The organism is Pontibacter flavimaris (assembly GCF_001907195.1).
In the GTDB taxonomy this organism is placed as follows: domain Bacteria; phylum Bacteroidota; class Bacteroidia; order Cytophagales; family Hymenobacteraceae; genus Pontibacter; species Pontibacter flavimaris.
The window spans coordinates 230522-246708 of record NZ_LVWA01000012.1; the positions used below are offsets into that span (position 1 = coordinate 230522).

At 54.4% G+C, this 16187-nt stretch carries 15 protein-coding genes; 8 read left to right on the top strand and 7 right to left on the bottom strand.

Going from position 1 to position 16187, the window contains the following annotated elements:
* The first annotated feature begins 313 nt into the window (after nucleotides 1-313).
* Nucleotides 314-928 (top strand): c-type cytochrome, encoded by a 615-nt coding sequence (locus A3841_RS18620; protein WP_073854713.1) that lies wholly within the window; start codon nucleotides 314-316, stop codon nucleotides 926-928.
* A 64-nt stretch (nucleotides 929-992) separates the two neighbouring features.
* Here A3841_RS18620 and A3841_RS18625 read toward each other — a convergent pair whose 3' ends face one another.
* Complete coding sequence (locus tag A3841_RS18625) at nucleotides 993-2741, bottom strand: ABC transporter ATP-binding protein (RefSeq protein ID WP_073854715.1); 1749 nt, start codon at nucleotides 2739-2741, stop codon at nucleotides 993-995.
* Nucleotides 2742-3533: 792 nt separating this feature from the next.
* On the opposite strand from A3841_RS18625, the gene A3841_RS18630 reads away from it, so the two are divergent.
* Together A3841_RS18630 and A3841_RS18635 are read left to right on the top strand one after the other, a co-directional pair.
* Nucleotides 3534-4013 carry a hypothetical protein gene (locus tag A3841_RS18630; protein WP_073854717.1) on the top strand — a complete coding sequence of 160 codons (480 nt, stop codon included), beginning with the start codon at nucleotides 3534-3536 and terminating at the stop codon, nucleotides 4011-4013.
* A gap of 164 nt (nucleotides 4014-4177) precedes the next feature.
* Nucleotides 4178-4597 (top strand): hypothetical protein, encoded by a 420-nt coding sequence (locus A3841_RS18635; protein ID WP_073854719.1) that lies wholly within the window; start codon nucleotides 4178-4180, stop codon nucleotides 4595-4597.
* 83 nt (nucleotides 4598-4680) lie between these two features.
* Here the strand turns inward: A3841_RS18635 and A3841_RS18640 are convergent, their stop codons facing one another.
* From A3841_RS18640 to A3841_RS18650, 3 genes are all read right to left on the bottom strand, one after another.
* The gene (locus A3841_RS18640; protein WP_073854721.1) at nucleotides 4681-4863 is read right to left on the bottom strand and encodes a hypothetical protein; all 183 of its coding nucleotides are present in this window, start codon (nucleotides 4861-4863) and stop codon (nucleotides 4681-4683) included.
* A 244-nt stretch (nucleotides 4864-5107) separates the two neighbouring features.
* Complete coding sequence (locus tag A3841_RS18645) at nucleotides 5108-5947, bottom strand: hypothetical protein (protein WP_073854723.1); 840 nt, start codon at nucleotides 5945-5947, stop codon at nucleotides 5108-5110.
* 233 nt (nucleotides 5948-6180) lie between these two features.
* Nucleotides 6181-6729: a hypothetical protein gene (locus A3841_RS18650; protein ID WP_139308015.1), complete on the bottom strand. Its 549-nt coding sequence runs from the start codon at nucleotides 6727-6729 to the stop codon at nucleotides 6181-6183.
* Between the two features lie 450 nt (nucleotides 6730-7179).
* Between A3841_RS18650 and A3841_RS18655 the strand changes: the two genes are divergently transcribed.
* From A3841_RS18655 to A3841_RS18670, 4 genes are all read left to right on the top strand, one after another.
* Nucleotides 7180-7695 (top strand): hypothetical protein, encoded by a 516-nt coding sequence (locus A3841_RS18655; protein ID WP_073854727.1) that lies wholly within the window; start codon nucleotides 7180-7182, stop codon nucleotides 7693-7695.
* Between the two features lie 262 nt (nucleotides 7696-7957).
* Nucleotides 7958-10033, top strand: coding sequence for a PAS domain-containing sensor histidine kinase (locus A3841_RS18660; protein WP_073854729.1), 2076 nt, complete (start codon nucleotides 7958-7960; stop codon nucleotides 10031-10033).
* 165 nt (nucleotides 10034-10198) lie between these two features.
* Entirely contained in the window at nucleotides 10199-10978 is a 780-nt protein-coding gene (locus A3841_RS18665) for a bestrophin-like domain (RefSeq protein ID WP_073854989.1), read from the top strand.
* Between the two features lie 73 nt (nucleotides 10979-11051).
* The gene (locus A3841_RS18670) at nucleotides 11052-11828 is read left to right on the top strand and encodes a hypothetical protein (protein WP_073854991.1); all 777 of its coding nucleotides are present in this window, start codon (nucleotides 11052-11054) and stop codon (nucleotides 11826-11828) included.
* Nucleotides 11829-11884: 56 nt separating this feature from the next.
* On the opposite strand, the gene A3841_RS18675 is transcribed toward A3841_RS18670, so the two are convergent.
* Together A3841_RS18675 and A3841_RS18680 are read right to left on the bottom strand one after the other, a co-directional pair.
* Entirely contained in the window at nucleotides 11885-12064 is a 180-nt protein-coding gene (locus A3841_RS18675) for a DUF1059 domain-containing protein (RefSeq protein WP_073854731.1), read from the bottom strand.
* A 157-nt stretch (nucleotides 12065-12221) separates the two neighbouring features.
* Entirely contained in the window at nucleotides 12222-13601 is a 1380-nt protein-coding gene (locus A3841_RS18680) for an HTTM domain-containing protein (RefSeq protein WP_073854733.1), read from the bottom strand.
* Nucleotides 13602-13885: 284 nt separating this feature from the next.
* On the opposite strand from A3841_RS18680, the gene A3841_RS18685 reads away from it, so the two are divergent.
* Nucleotides 13886-14650: an SDR family NAD(P)-dependent oxidoreductase gene (locus A3841_RS18685; RefSeq protein WP_073854735.1), complete on the top strand. Its 765-nt coding sequence runs from the start codon at nucleotides 13886-13888 to the stop codon at nucleotides 14648-14650.
* Between the two features lie 256 nt (nucleotides 14651-14906).
* Here A3841_RS18685 and A3841_RS18690 read toward each other — a convergent pair whose 3' ends face one another.
* A complete protein-coding gene (locus A3841_RS18690; protein ID WP_073854737.1) occupies nucleotides 14907-15443 on the bottom strand; it encodes a hypothetical protein in 537 nt (178 codons plus the stop codon).
* Nucleotides 15444-16187: the final 744 nt, after the last annotated feature.

A 16187-nucleotide genomic window follows, 5' to 3' on the forward strand; every position in this document is an offset into this window, starting at 1 on the left:
GTACTTTTCCATACTTACCCAACGTGAAAACCGGCAACTCTGGCAGCACCACGGCCAACCCATCGGGTTGTGGAGCATAGCGCTAACGGATCAGAAAAACTGAAAAAGGCTATCCTAGTACTCAAGCCACGCCTTAGAAAGTATAGCCGCACCAAAGACTGCAGTACAAACGATTTATTCCGGAATTTAGAACCTTAACATCAGGCCCCAGGCTGTTCACGCGGTAATCCGATTTGTTGTTCAGGATGTTACAGATTACAGGTAAATTAGGTAACAGAGTTTACACACTTATTTTACCTAAAATCTTACCGCTATGAAAATCTTTTTATTTATTTCCTCGCTGCTCCTCTTCTCCTTCTTATTGCTTTTTACACTGCCTTTAAAAGACTTGCCTGAAAAAAATAGGAAGCCCGCTGGCACTGCTGCTGCACTGCAGGAAGATCAGGAAAAGATTAAGCTCGGGGAGCACCTGGTTCTTACGTCTGGCTGCCACGATTGCCATACGCCCAAGAAAATGACAGCTAAAGGCCAGGAGTTTGATTTTTCCAGAGCTTTATCCGGACATCCGGCTGATATGCCGCCACCTGACGTGAACCGCAAGGAGATGGAGCAGAAAGGCCTGGTGGTCACCCAAACCCTGACCGCCTGGGTGGGGCCCTGGGGTATTTCGTATGCCGCCAATTTAACCTCCGATGCGACCGGCATCGGCAACTGGACCGAAAAACAATTCTTTACGGCCATACGGAAAGGCAAGTATAAAGGCATAGAGACCAGCCGGAGTTTATTGCCCCCCATGCCCTGGGATATGTACAAAAATATGACCGACGAGGAGTTAAGCGCCATTTTCGCCTACCTCAAATCCACCAAACCGATCAAGAACGTTGTTCCGGCCCCTGAGCCTCCGGTAACCAACGCACCCGGCAAATAAGCATTATACTTTGTTTAACGCGTCCAGCCAAAGCCCGCATAAGCGCAACTTACGTGATACGTCCTTAAATCCTTGCCTGGTACGTGTACAGTTGGTAGTACCTTCCCTGCTTTTCCAGGAGTTCCTCGTGCTTTCCTTGCTCTGCGATGCGTCCCTGCTCGATCACCAGTATCTGGTCGGCCTGGCGGATGGTGCTCAGGCGGTGGGCGATGACGAAGGTGGTGCGGCCCTGCATCAGGTTCTTCAGGCTGGCCTGAATCAGGCTCTCGCTCTCGGTGTCGAGGTTGGAGGTGGCCTCGTCGAGTATGAGGATGCGCGGGTCGGCAAGTATAGCCCGGGCAATGGCAATGCGCTGCCGCTGTCCGCCCGAAAGCTTCACGCCCCGCTCCCCGATCAGGGTGTCCAGCCCCTCCGGGAAACGGTCGGTAAACTCCTGCACGTGGGCGGCCTCCACCGCCTGCATCAATTGCGCCTCGGTGGCGTCGGGCCTCGGGAAAAGTATGTTCTGGCGGATGCTGCCCTCGAATAGGAAATCGTCCTGTAGCACCACGCCCAGCTGGCTGCGGAAACTCTGCAGGGATATGGTTTGCAGATCATAGCCGTCTACGGTGATGGTACCGCTGTCAGGATTGAGGAACGAAGCGGCCAGTCCGGCAATGGTGGTTTTACCGGAGCCGGAAGTACCCACCAGCGCGGTAACAGAGCCGGCAGGAGCCTGAAAGCTCACCTCTTTCACCACGTCCTTCCCGGTTTCATAGGCGAACGATACCCGGTCAAACACGATGTCGCCGTGAATTGGATGGAGGTGCAGCGTGCGCTGGCCGGTAGCATCTTCTAAGGGTGTGTTCAGAATCTCCTGCGTGCGGTCGAGGCCGGCAAAGGCTTCGGTAAACTGGCTGCCGATGTTGCTCATCTGCAGGATGGGCGCGATCATGAAACCCAAGTATAAGGTAAAGGCCAGGAAATCGCCGAAGGTCAGCTCCCCGTTCATGATCAGGTAACCGCCAATGCCCATAATGCCCGCCGAGGCCAGGCCCAGCAAAAGCGTAGCCGCACTCGTCACCATACTTGTCGTCACCAGGCTTTGCTTCACGTTCAGGAATAGTCGTGTCACGCCGTTTTCGAAGGTTTTGATCTCCTGCTCCTCGGCGTTAAAGCCTTTGATCACGCGCACCCCGCCCAGCGTCTCGGTCAGGCGGCCGGTCACCTCGGCATTGATCACGCCGCGCTCCCGGAAGATGGGTCGTATCCTGCCAAAAGCTTTTGTAGAGATCACCCCGAATATAGCCACCGGAATCAGGGCGAACCCTGTCATCAGCGGACTGATGTAGATGAGCAGCACCAGGCAGATGAGCGAGGTCAGCACGCCGCCCACCATCTGGGCAAAGCCGGTGCCCACCAGGTTGCGCACGCCTTCCACGTCCGTCATAATGCGGGACACGAGTTCACCTGTCTTGGTGTTGTCGAAGAAGCGGATGGGTAACCGGATGATGTGCCGCTGCACCCTGGCCCGCAGCTGCGAAATGAGGTGCTGCGCCTCCACGCTCAGGATCTGCGTAAGCGCAAACGAAGTAACCGATTGGATGGCAATGGCCGCCACCACCGCCCCGATAAGCCACCACAGCATGGTGCTGTCGTTGTTCGGGATCACGTCGTCGATCAGGTACTTGCTTGCGCCCGGCAACACCAGCCCCGCCACCCGGCTGATGATGATCAGGACCAGTCCCACACCGAGGTATTTTTTGCGCGGCCAGATGATGGTTTTGAACACCTGGGCCATGGTAACGTTCTGCAGTTTCTTCGATTTTGACATAGTTTATCTTTTGTCTCCCGGCAAAGGGATTTAAGGCGGTGGTTCGTTAGGTTGAAGTAGGTTTATACTTTGGCTACCGGCTTGCAAGTTAGCTGTTTTCCGGGTTACAGTCAGAGAATGTTCAAATGGTAATCATACCTGGCCGATCAGAAGGGAATTCTGCACGAGCAGGTCATCCCCCTGCCCCTTCTAGGAAGTAGGCTCGTTAAGCGCTACCTGGAAGCGTGGAGGCATGGTAATAATGTTAAGAATCATGATCCCCTTGAGGACAAGTGAGAGCGGGAATCGGAAACTTGCGAGCGAAATTCCTGGAGGAACTGCTGGCGTTTGGTATAATGCCTTACACATTTGCCCTCGCTCGCCTCCGGCGAGTGTGCGAAATAATTTGGCCTCCGGCCACTTTAAACCAGGCTTGTGGCACAAGTGGCGGGACGCCACCAGATAGCTCACACGCGCCGGAGGCGAGCGAGGGCAATTAGGGGTATAAATAGCCTTTCTTATTAGAATCAAACCACCCTGCCCTCTAGGGGACAAGTCCTTTAAAATGTAACAGCCCCTCCAGGCACGGCTTCTATCCTCCCCGATGTCGCAGGCATGCTTCCGTTATTACAAGAACATAGTTTTATAAGAATCAGCCACTTCCGGTTAGTTTATACTTCGTTATAAAGATTCCAATAAACCCAAATTAAAAGAGCACGTACTATGGTAGCAAAAAGATTAGAAGTATTAACAGAACCCTTATCGAAACACCTTTCCTCAAAATTTCTTTATTTCACCCTAATTGTACTTTTAATGAAAAAGCTGTTAATATTACCTCTATTCCTATCCCTGTTCCTGACCTCCTGCAACGACGATGACAGCGAGGCAGTCATCCCGGCCGTTTCGGAACTGGATGCCGACATGCGCGGCGACTGGACCAATACTTCCGTGGAAAGAACGTACTACTCCGATGCGGGCACAGTGATGTATGCCGATACGTCGGAACGCAATGCGAACTTTCACTTCAATGGTCAGAAGATGACCGTAACCCTGCCCGGCAGCGGGGATGAGGATGTATGGACCTATAGCTTCCCGGACCCAAATGACTCCACGTACATACAACTAAAGCAGGGCTCTGAGGTGAATGACTATGTGGTGACCTCCATGTCAGATACTGAAATGGTTTGGGTAGACGAGTTGGACTGGGCTGGCTTCCCCGAGGAAGTGCCGGATCAGGAAAAAACCACTTCCCGAAAAGGCATTTACGTCTGGAAGTTCGTTCGGAAGAACTAACCCTACAGGTAGCTATACTTTTTCTGAGCCCGGGCTTATTGTCCGGGCTTTTTTTGTTCCGCGTTATTTATACTTGCTGTTCCGCCCTGGCTGCCCCCATAGTATGAAATAAGTATATCCTGCCCTGGTGTGCTACCGTTAAATACGGTATAAAAGGTAAGTATATGAACAAGAAGCACATAAGGCGCGGGTTGATGGCAATGGCTTTTCTGGGAACCCTGTGGTTAAGTGGCTGCCAGGCTACCTCCGCTCCCGGCGGACCTGCTGGCTCGGCTGCGGCGGAAAGCACAAGCCTGGCGCCGCAGCGGGTGGATATCAGAGGAAGGGTCATCTCGAGCCGGTACTCCGAAGGGCAGGTTATCCTGGAGGTAGAGGCGGTTGCTCCGTCCATAGACTCGCGCTACCAGCGGGCCTATGTGCTGGTAACGCCAACCGCCCAGAAAATTGGCCCGGATGGCGGGCCTATCAGCATAAGTGAGCTGCACCAGGGGCAAAACGTAGCCATCCTGTTGCGGGGCGGCGGACGGGGCACCCTGTACGGCGTTGGAGTAGCCCGTAAACTATGGGTAGAGGAAGGCATCTAGGAAAAGTGCGCCCGTACGGCCGGTAGATAAAATAGATGGGCGATCCGAGTACGGGCAGCCATTTTATTTATCGCGTTTATACTTTAGTGCTTCTTTTTGTCCTTGTCTTTCTCCTTTACCACGGTGCCGTCTGCGTTAAAGTTAACTTTCAGGACTTCTCCGTCGCCATCCAGCTTGGTCTTATACATGGTTTTGCCGTCCTTCTCCACCGTCTTCGCTTCCTCTATGGTGCGGCCGGCGTACTGCTGGCTAATAGCATCCCGCACAGCCTGCGGCAGTTCACGCTACCTAACATAATGCATCAACCCCGGAATTTTATAGTACTTATACTTTTGCACTGTAGGATTGTTCAGGAAAAACCTGCCATGAGGTATTTCCATTTAAGCTAAGCGACGCAACAAAGACGCCTGGAAGTGTAATCTTGTACAGCTAAAGTCCAAGGGCTTTATAAACAAAGCAGCCACTGCCTGAAGGCAGTGGCTGCTTTGCTGGTACTCTGATCACGCAAGGTTAAAACCCGCCTAACTCTCTCGTACCTCTGTCGGAGTTATGCGAGGTCTCTCCCCGGCCGCTGTTGCTCCGGCCGCCATAGCTGCCGCCGCCCATCGAGCTGGAGCCGCCATAGTTTCCCGAAGAGCTTCCGTACGTGCCCTGGCCAAACGAGCCTCCCCGATGACCGCCCGAGTAGCCGGTGCCGCCACCGTAGTTGCTGCCGCCATAAGAGCTGCCCATGCCGGTGCCGTAGTTATCGGAGAAGCTGCGCGTATTATAGTTTGGTATGCCACGGTCTGAGTGGATGGAGGAATCGCCCATGCCACCGCCGAAGCGAGCGCTGCTGTACCTATCTCCCCTACCCGAGTAGTAGGACTGGTCATCGCCTGAACCTCCCCTGCTCCGGGAGCTGCCCAGGGTGTTGTACCTGTCTGAGGTGCCCTCGTAGCTGGAGATGCCGTAGCCCTGGCGCAGGTTACGGTCGTTATCGCGGCTGCCGCTGTTCCTGTCTTCGTAGCTTCTGTAGTCATCCTGGTAGTTACTGAACCTGTCGCGGTCGCGGCTCATACTTTGCGGGTAGCTTCTGTTCTGGCTCCAGTCGGTGCGCTGATAACCGGAGTTGCCTCTAAAGCTGTCGTCGTCTCTCCTGCGCCGCTCATACGCATCCCCCATATCGCCCTCATGGTAGCTTCGGGTAGGGCTGGTGCGCCCGTAGTCATCGCCCCGGTAGTGGCGCTCAAACTCATCTGTCAGGTTTCTGGCGCTGTGGTAGTGGGAATCATTTCCGTAGCCCTCGTACCCACTGTAATCCGGGCCGTAGTTGTTGTTTTCGTAGCGATCTCTTTCTCGTCTGTCCATAGTTGTAAAATAGGTTCGTTAAATATTTACTCTTCCTATTAACGACACAGGGGCCAGGCGGTTTACTTTAATATCTCAGGTTGCGATCATCCCACCCCTGCACTGCATGAGTAATTCGCAACGCGGGTTTTATACTTGCTGCCCTTTCCGGTTCCCACAAAGCAACCTATACTTTAAGCTAAGGCATAAATGAAGGCCGTGCCCTTTCCGGCAGGTTTCCGGCAAGGGCACTCCTACTCCTCCGTTTCCCGCACACGCCAGGCCAGCACTTTAAACAGGATGTACAGCATAGCGAAAACGGCCATGGCGATCAGTGCCCAGCGTTTCTTGCGGTTCAGCTCCTGCCAATAATCCCGGTCGGCCTCGGTGTCCTTCAGCTTCTGCCTGATGGCTGTGTTGGCCAGACGCTCTATCTTCAGTTCCCGGTTCAGGGAGTCCAGTTGCAGGGTATCGGGCAGGTAAACGATGTTTGTAGCAGCGGTGCCAGGGCACTCGGGGCAGCTGCTGTAGCGGGGGGCAAAGACGGCTTCGGGCCGTGAAACCAGCATCGGACTCGGGACCAGCCTGCCCGCCTGCAGCCGCTGCCGGGCAGGTATGGCGGGGGGATAGAACCTCGGTGGGAAACTCCCTGCTGCGTAGGCGCCGCCGTTGTCAGGAGTGCGGGCTTCCTTTTTCGCCACATATTCCGCCAGCTTGTCCGGGTTCTCCTCAAAGAACTTCTCGGCCTGGCGCTGGGTGGCGCAGGAGCACAGCAGTAGCAGTAGCAGCAATGTAACCCTCATGTTTGCGTATATGCCTGTTAGTTTTGCGCCCGGCCGTGGGGTGGCCCTCCATAGCCTCCTACGGAAACAACTCGTACGTGGGACATCCCCGGTTTATAACGTATGCGTGGCCCAAAGCAGCCGGCTGCCCGGGCAACTTAAAAAATTAAGCACTGGATTGCCATCTTATACTTGCTTAAAACGCTATATCAGGAAGTATAAATATAAAGACGGAGAGAAGTTATACTTTGCGGCGCTTGCGGGGTTGCACCACTGGAAAAGGTTTTAGCGGAAAGTATTTCCGGAGAGTCTGCCCGGACTATGCGCCGGAAACCGAACTAAGGAGCGGGCGCTACCCCTTACAGGCAGGATTCATACTTCGACCCTTAAAACACCACGCTATACACGAAAAATTTAAATTTTAAGGAAACGATTCATACTTTTGAACTGTTTTTTTCCATAAACAACCTGATGGAGTACAGAAAGATACAATACTGGCAATACGAGCCGGGGGAAAAGGAGGAGCGTGTGCTGGAGGCGGCCCTGGCACTGACCTTGCAGGGAAGGCACAATGCATATCTTTCGGAGATAGCTTCTTTCATCTCGGAACACACTGGCGCAAAATATATCCTCATCGGGCAGCTCTCAGAAGACCGGGAGCATATCCATACCCTTGTGTTCATGGAGGATAAAAAACTGCTGGATAACTACACCTACCCGCTAAAGGGCACTCCCTGCGAGGTAGCCCTTGCCCACCGCTTCTGTTACCACCCCTTTGATGTGGCCCCTTCCTTTCCGGAGGATAAGGAACTGCAGGACCTGCAGATAGAAAGCTACCTGGGCAGCATCCTGCTGTCGGAGGAAAACGAGCCTATTGGCCTGGCAGCGCTGATGGATGTGAAACAGATAGAGAACGCCGCCTTTGCCGAGCACCTGATCACGGTGCTGAGCCCGGCAATTGAAGAAGAGATATTGCTGCTGCGCTAGTCTGAAGCGGAAGCAGCGGCGCTGCTATGCTGCGCCTGCAGGTGTGCGTCTGTATAATATCCTGCTAAAGTATAAGACTCCCCCGCCAGTTGTAAGTCTCCGCTTTAAACGCTACCTTGTTGCAGGTTGAGGTTTCTGCGCCTGCAAAACCTACCTCTCTACCATACGTTCTATAGCACCGGCTGGAAGCTGAGGCACCCTTCTTCCCTGATGAAACGCATGGCCTCCCACAAGGGAATTTTCCCGACTGAACAAAAAAACTATGCCCAAAGCCGTTTGCCTGCACCCGGAGATACTTCAAGCTTTCGAGGCCCTTCCAGATCCATACCTGCTTCTCTCCCCCGACTTCACCATCCTGACAGCCAGTAAGCCATACTTGCAGGTCGCGATGCGCCAGCTTGCCGACATACAAGGAAAGAACCTCTTCGAAGTATTTCCCGACAACCCGGACCTGCCGGAGCCCGGAAGTACTGCCAGGCTCCGCCAATCGCTGGAGTGGGTGCTGGAGCACATGCAGGCACAGCGCATAGCACTGACACGGAACGACGCGAAAGAGTCCATCACGTCGACTGCTTTTACGGGAAAAAACCGGAATGCCCTTGCCACGCCTGTACTGACCGCATCGGGAGAAGTACACTACCTTATCCTGCGGGTGGAAGACGCCACAGCACAGGAAACCAACGGGACACGGGAAGGGAAAGGTGCAGCCCAGGTAGCGGCGCGGCAGGAGGTGAAGGAACAGGAGCTTGAGCAGCGGGTGGCCGACAGGATCAGGGAGCTGCAGCAGGCCAAAGCCGAAACAGAGGCGCAGCGCAACCGCCTGCAGCAGCTACTTATGGAAGCCCCGGCCCCGATCTGCATCCTGAGTGGAGAAAGCCTGGTTTACGAACTGGTGAACCCCAGCTATGCCCGGCTTTTCCCGGGCCGGCAGCTTTTGGGCAAGCCGATAGTGGAGGCCTTGCCGGAGATAAGAAACAACAAGGTATACCGCACGTTCCGCGAAACGTTTGATACCGGCATTACCCATGAGGAAATGGAGTTGCTCATTCCTTTCATCAGCCCTGAAGACGGCATACAGGAAGACAGGTACTTCAGGTACATCCAGCAGGCACGGTTCAACGAGCAGGGGCAGGTAGATGGTGTGGTGGTGTTTGCGCTGGAGGTAACCGCGCAGGTGGAGGCCCGGAAGGCGGTGGAGCAAAGCGTCGAACGCCTACAGCTTATTACCGATGCCCTGCCGGTGCTCATCGGTTACCTGGACCATGAGGAGAAATACCGCTTCGCCAACAAGGCCTACGAGGCGTGGTTTTCGATGAAGCCCGAAGCGCTGCTGGGGAGGCCTGTGCGCGAAGTGATAGGCGATAAAGCTTACGCCGGCGTGAAGCACTACATCAACCGGGCCCTTGCCGGTGAGCGCCTCGACTTTGAAAGCAAAATGCCCTACCGCGAGGATTTCGTGAAGTATATCAAGACCAGCTACGTGCCTGATGTGCGGAACGGGAAAGTGGCGGGCTTTTATACCCTGGTGAGCGACGTGACAGAGCAGACGCTGGCCCGCCTGCAGGTAGAACAGCGGGGGAAAGAGGCCCGGACCCTCTCCGAGAAGCTTGAGGCCACGAACGAGGAACTCATACTTACCAACGCGCAGCTTGTCCGCACCAACGTCGATCTGGACAACTTTATCTACACGGCCTCCCACGACCTGAAGGCCCCCATCTATAACATTGAGCGACTAATCGAGATCGTGCTGGAATTCCTGCCAGCGGAGGTTATGGCCACCGCCGAAGTGAAGCAGGTTAAAAGTATGATCGAAGGCTCTGTGCAGCGCTTTAAGCGCACCATTGAGCACCTGACCGAGGTCATTAAGCTGCAGAAGGAGAACAACCCCAAAACCGAGGAGGTTGACCTGGCCGAGGTGATCAGCGATGTGCGGCTCGATCTTTTGCCCCAGCTGGAAGCCACCGGCACAAGGCTGTCGGTGGCTGTCGGGAACTGCACTACGGTTCAGTTCTCGCAGAAGAACCTGCGCTCTATCATCTACAACCTGCTCTCCAACGCCATCAAATACAACTCCCCCGACCGTCGCTCGGAGGTGCATATCTCCTGCGACCGGAAAGAGGATTATGCGGTCCTGACCGTGCGGGATAATGGACTGGGCATGAACAGGCTGGGCCGGGAAAAGCTCTTCACCATGTTCGGGCGCCTGCACGACCACGTGGAGGGGGCCGGCATCGGGCTATACATGGTAAAGAAGATAGTGGAGAATGCCGGAGGCCACATTGAGGTGGAAACCAAGGCGGGTACCGGGTCCACCTTCCGGGTATACCTGAGAGGGTAACCTCTGTAGCAACCCGGCCGCACCGCCAGGTATTGCTCGCGGCCTCACGCGCTACGGCGCTTAGCCTGCAGCAACAAAGTCTCCCCTCCTATCGCATTTATACTTTCACAAGCGTATACAGCCTAGCGAAAAGCGTTGGCAGTGTTCTTCCATGGTGTAACAAGTATGGCAAAAGAAATTATGTATGACCAGAACAGTATCCTTATAGTAGCAATTCTTTTTGTGCTGATCCTGGTGGCAGAGGAGGGCGGATACCGGTTGGGGAAGTACCACCAGGGCAAAACGGATGTGGATGTAAAGGCGCACACCAACACCATCCAGGCCGGTATGCTCGGCTTGCTGGCGCTCATACTCGGCTTTACGTTTAACATGTCGCTGCAAAGGTACAACGGCCGCAGCGAGGCCGTAATCCAGGAGGCCAACGCCATCAGCACCGCGCTGATGCACACCAGGCTGCTGCCACAACCCTTCGACTCGCTTACGCACAGGCAACTGCAGCAATACGTAGACCTCCGGCTGGCCCTGAGCAACACCGATTACGCTAACGTGACGGAGCAAAAGGCGCTGACTAAGGAGACGAAAAACCTGCAACGCGAGATCTGGATGAACGCCGTAAACGCAGCGCGCCTCGATCCGCGCCCCGTCACCACAGGGTACTTCCTCAGCGCGCTCAACACGATGATTAGTGCCTACGGGGAGCGCAACGCCCGGCTGCAGCTGCATGTGCCCGAGGTGATCCTGTTCATGCTCTTTATCGTGTTCATCGCATCGGGGGCGCTGATGGGCTACGCCAGCGGCCTGGGCCGGAAGCGCACTTTTATACCTTCGGCCATGATGTCGTTCCTGATCTCGCTCGTCGTCTTCATCATCATAGACCTGGACAGGCCCAACAGGGGCATCATTAAGGTAAACCAGGAAAGCATGCGGCAACTGAAGACAGAGTAAAGTATGAATTGGGCCTCCTGTTGCATTTTTTGCTTTCTCCCTGTAAAAACCCCAGCTTTAGCCCGCAATGCCCATGAACCGTTTTTTACCCCAGGAGCCGTCGTCCAAACTGCTCCGCACTATCCGGAAGGCTGACATCAGGACGGAGTATGACCCGGAAAAGCACCGGCTCACGCTGCTGAACGAGGCCGGACAGGAGCCGTTATACTTCCGTCTGCCCTTAACGCTCCCTTTTCCGTACGCCACGCAGGCAACTGAAAGCATACACTATGTGATCCTGCTGATCCAGTCGGGGAACTGTGCGCTGGGCTACTTTGAAAACGGCCGCTGCCTGAACCACAAGGTGTTCCGGTCTTACATGGTGCGCAAAAAGCAGGGCAAGAGCCAGATCAAGTACCTTAAAACCAAAGGCAAGTCGCGGGCGGGTTCCCGGGTGCGGCTGGGCGAAACGATGGAGTTCTTCGAGAACATAAATGAGCGGCTGCAGGCGTATTTCAAGGCGCACGAAGTACACCGCATCGCCATCAGCTGCTCCAAAACGCTCATTCCATACTTGTACAGTTCCAAAGTGGCCACCCCTTTTGATAAGCAGGACCCGCGCTTGTTCAGGATCCCGAAGCACATCCACACGCCGATCTACGAGGTGCTGCTCGATGCCAACCGCTTTCTGCAGCGCGGCGAGCTGATCTATGAGGAGCAACAGCAGGAACTGGTAGACAGGCTACTGGCTGATGCCGGCTTATCTGGCGTAGCGGATGAAGGGGATGCGAATGAAGCAACAGCGTGGGCCGATGAACTGGACGAAGCGTATTTCGAGGAGGAGGAAGATGATCCAGGCGAGTGGGATTGAGGATTATAAATCGTCAGACCCTTCCCCACTCATGTTGGTTTTATACCTGGCAGCCTTTACCTCACCCCATCCTCTTTTATTTTAGTCTTGATCTGCTCGGCCATCTGCGGTGTTACGTCTACGCCATGCGCCTCGCGGGCGTGTTTGCTGGCTTGGGTCAGTACTTCCTGCTCGGTGCTGGCGCGCACTTCGGCATTGCAATCAAAGCCAACGTCGCGGCATTTTAGGGTTTTCATAGTTGTAGGTTTTAAAGTATAACAATCTGATTTGCTGCTGCGCCGGATGAAGCATCGCGCAAGTATATTATACTTTATACCCCCTGAGAATCATTTAGTTATACTTTAAAAAGATAATTTTAAACAGCTACAAGTATAAATCACCGCTAAAGGTCTACTACTGATGCTCTGCCCCTGCCGTCGTGCGCTTTTGCCAGGGCCAGCCATCGGCCTCGGGGCGGGGCGTTACCCAACTTTTGGCACCCCAGGTATACGGCACGGCGGCCAGGTTCACGCTGGGGTCAACGAGGGGGTGGCGCGGATAGCCGTTGAGGCTGAGGTTGGAAATGGCGTATACTTCTGGCTCCTGCATGCCCTTCCGTTTGTACTCCTCTTTCAGGAACTGCGCGAACTGCCAAATCATGTCGGGGTGCTTGGGAAGCTCTTTCAGCTGCTCTTTTACCAGGTATTGTTTCGGGAAGACGGTTTCCTGCCGCTGCGTGGCCGCGTCTTTTACGATGTAGTACACCGCGCCGCGCTTGGTACGCAGCATCATGCGCCAGGAGTACCGATGGCCCTCCTCGGTCCAGTTCACGTCGCCGGGCACGAAGAAGTGACGCAGCGGGAAGAGCAGTTGCCAGCCCAGGTAAAGTATAAAGAAGCGCACCCCCAGTTGCTGCTGCCACCCGGGCTGTTTCAGGAACTGCTGCGCCAGCGCCTTCGGGTCAATGTCCTTTCTGAAAAACCACCGCGCGATCTGCTCCGGACTGAAAAACAGCACGTTGGCCGCTATCATAAAGTATGGGAACACCCCCACATGGAACACCGCCGAGTTGAAGATGTGAAAGGCAAAGGCCACCCAGAAGGCCGCTATGCGCGTACGGGGCCAGAGCAGCGCAAACCCGATCAGGAGATCGAACACCACGCCGCCCCACACCACCAGCTGAATCATGGCAGGTGTGTTCAGGTACGGCCCGATCACGAAGAAGTGGGTTTTGGCCGCCAGCCAGATACTCATGGACTTGGCTGCCAGCCAGTCGGGCTGCAACTTGGCCACGCCGGCGTAGAAGTATACCAGCAGCAGCTGCCCCCTGAAGAGCCACAGCGTCCATTGTGGCGCCACCTCGCTTTCCAGCTCCGGCCGCCGCCGCACGTCCCACGACAGTTTCCGGTGCGCCGGCAGCAGCACCATCAGCCCGCTGATGAGCCAGATAAGGTAGTGGTGGTTGAGGTAGTGCGTTTTTTCAGAGAAGAAGCCATAACCGAACAGCAGGAAAAACAGGAAGGAGGAGAGTTTGTAGCGCCAGCCCACCATCATCAGGAAGCCCAGCAGCGCCATCAGCAGGTACACGTACACCATGCCGTAGCCGGGCAGCGGCTTTATCCACTCCAGCCCGATATAACCGAAATGATAGGTAGGCTCCACATAATGCTCCTGCACCCAGTCTATCAGCACGGCCCCCACCCCTTCGCAGAACATCAGCAGCCCGAACAACACCCGGAAGTATACCAGCGGGTAAATACTGATCGGCTTAAGGAGCTGCTGTGTGATCTTCATCGTCAGAGTGATTTATACTTTACCAGAGCCTGAACTGTACTTTTATAATTACGCCTGATGCGCTGCCGAAACCAAACACCATAACTACAGCTCCCCTAATTTATACTTTTTACTTTAACACGCTGTATTTCATCAACCTATACTTAGGTACTGAGTAAGCGTTTTACGAGGTTAAAGCAATGATATACAGCAGCCTGTAAAGTGATCGGAATCATCAGGCAAACCTAATTATCTTCCTAATATTGAAATATAGCAAATCATTCATACCATAGCGGGAGGAAACCATGAAGGAAGATACACAAAAGCAATTTACAGGAAAAGTAGCCCTCGTAACCGGGGCCTCGTCGGGTATTGGCATGGCAACTGCCCTGCAGTACGCACGCGAGGGAGCCCGCGTGGTGGTCTCGGACATAGCCGAAGACAAGGGCGGCCAGGTGGTGGACAAGATAAAGGCCGGCGGTGGCGAGGCCATTTTCGTGAAGACAGACGTCTCTAAACCCGAAGATTGCGAGCAGGTAGTGAAGCAGGCCGTGGCCGCGTTTGGCCGCCTGGATGTTGCCTTTAACAACGCCGGTATCGGCGGAGAGGCAAACCCTGTAGGCGACATGAGCATAGCGGGCTGGAACAAAGTGGTGGCCGTGAACCTAAGCAGCGTGTTCTACTGCATGCATTACCAGATCCGGCAGATGCTGCAAAACGGCGGCGGTGCCATCGTAAACAACTCGTCTATCCTGGGGCAGGTGGGCTTTGCCACATCGGCGGGCTACGTGGCAGCCAAGCACGGCGTAGTGGGGCTTACCAAAAGCGGGGCACTGGAGTACTCTGCCCAGGGCATACGCGTGAATGCGGTGGGGCCGGCCTTTATAAACACTCCATTGCTTGCCAGTATGGGCGAAGAGGCCCTGCAGATGCTGAAAAGCAAGCACCCCATCGGCCGTCTGGGTGAGGCAGAGGAGGTAGCGGAACTGGTGATCTGGCTGAGCTCTGCCAAGGCCTCGTTCGTAACAGGCGCTTACTATGCTGTAGATGGCGCCTACCTGGCCCAGTAAGGTGCGGTAGCATAGGTCTGAAGTATGAAGTATAGCCCTCGTCTCTGCTGAACGAAGGCCAGGGCTGTACTTGCCTTTAGTGAAGGACAAAGCAAGTAGGTAAAGTATAAGTATACTTCTGTCAGTGCGCCTGGCGGCAAAAGTATACCCTTTGGATTCCAGCGATCCGGCACAGCAAAGCAGGGCTTGTAACGTATGAACCCGAGCCAGTTCCAAAAGTATGGAATAGGCTCGGGTTCGTACGTTGCAGCACTTATCACTCGGCAGGGGCAGGCGGAAAATCCAGTGCGTAGGCGCAGTTTACGTTCGGGTTAAACGGCGCGTGCATGCCAGCTGGGTTGTGCTTCCAGATCCATGCGTGGAGCTGATAATGTGGGAAAGGAGGACCTCCGGAGCCTTCCGGACGATGATCGTCAAACACGACGCTGCCCAGCATCGGTGGCGAGTCGTGTGTGGCATCCCAGGCGGCGGCTACCACAATGTACTCCACCGCCACCAGCCGCAGGCGCCCATTGGACTGGGGCTCATACACAAGTGCCTCGGGCATGGTAGGCTCCACCACACCGTCTACCAGCGGGCCCTTCACGAAATGGTGCCCCATTCCGCCGGCCGGACTAGCCACACACTCGCTGGACAATACATAACCGTCAGCCTCGGCGGCCTCTACCCGATGGTAGCGTGCCGTGGCCCGGCGTATCTCCGCCAGCAGCCTCATCTGCTGCGCATTGTCTGGAAGGTCCGGGCGCAGGGCCTGCTCATCCACTGTAGCAAGTGGTGCAGGGTCATCGGACACGCTAGGGTCGCAGCTTATAAACAGAAAGGGACAGGAGCAGAAGAAAGCAATTAGTACAGGTTTCAGATAGTTTTTTCTTGTAACCATAATCCATAAATTAAGATGTGAGGAAAGATTGAGCACACAAACGCACCCTATAGCACAGCTGCCCAAGTCAAAGGCTACATGGCTTTAGTACTAGGAAAGTCAGAAGCAGCATGGCCATTTGGGCGGGTGTACCGGCCACTGGGGTGAAGCATAATGCTTGAGGGATTTTTACTACATGGTTTCAGGGAGGCGGACTTCAAAAATTGCTGTAATATTTGCTATACGCAACTCGAGCTATAAATATTCTTATTTAAAGAAATTTTTAAATAATAGTTTTATATACTAGCTCAGACCACTGCTGTAGGTACACATTGGCTACCTAATGCCACAGAGGATTCCGCGCTACCCTCCGGGGAGAGTTTAATGAGACGCGGCTTTCATCGTACGCTGAAGTATGGCCTGACTGGTATTCTGAATCAAAGAAGCTTCTTGTTTAGTAATAAAATCCTGTCAGTAGTTTTATACTTTATAATAGTAAGTATACTTTATACTTCAAGTTACGATTAACTTTCCTGTTCGTGGAGAGAAATTTTGGAAATGAGCAGGTGATTCCCCCCCTCGGAGGGGCTAGGGGTGGGTTTATACCTGCTTTGCATTTGGAAATCGTAACGTGGGTTTTATACTTGTATGAGCGAATGACTGGTGTACTTACGTGCG